Genomic DNA, 338 nt, shown 5'->3' on the forward strand with positions numbered 1-338 from the left:
CTGAGCACCATGAGGCCGATCCTATGTCTTCTGCTGGTCATCCTGGCTGTTTGCTGCTATGAAGCTAATGCTGCAATAGTCTGTGAAGCAGTTAAGCGTGAAAGCTTCATTTTCATACTGGGTAGTGAGGAAGAACTGAAGAAGGAACTTGAGCGATATAATGCTCCTCCAGAGGCTGTTGAAGCAAAGCTGAAAGTGAAGAGATGTGTAGACAGCGAATTGAGCTATCCAGAGAAAGTTGGCATATCAGTTATATTGAAACAAATTTCAACATACTGTCTAATGGAATAAGAAACATGGCTCTTCCTGATCTTCATTGGTTCTCAAGGATAAACTGA

1 protein-coding gene is annotated in these 338 nt (G+C 42.0%); it reads left to right on the top strand.

Annotated features, from left to right (window positions below; translation table 11 throughout):
- On the top strand, positions 1-291 hold a 291-nt coding region (locus tag D0T85_RS22050; RefSeq protein WP_163215671.1), incomplete at its 5' end, for a hypothetical protein.
- Between the last annotated feature and the right edge of the window lie 47 nt (positions 292-338).

Origin of the sequence: Bacteroides sp. 519, from assembly GCF_010500955.1 — a bacterium.
Taxonomy (GTDB): Bacteria; Bacteroidota; Bacteroidia; order Bacteroidales; family Bacteroidaceae; genus Bacteroides.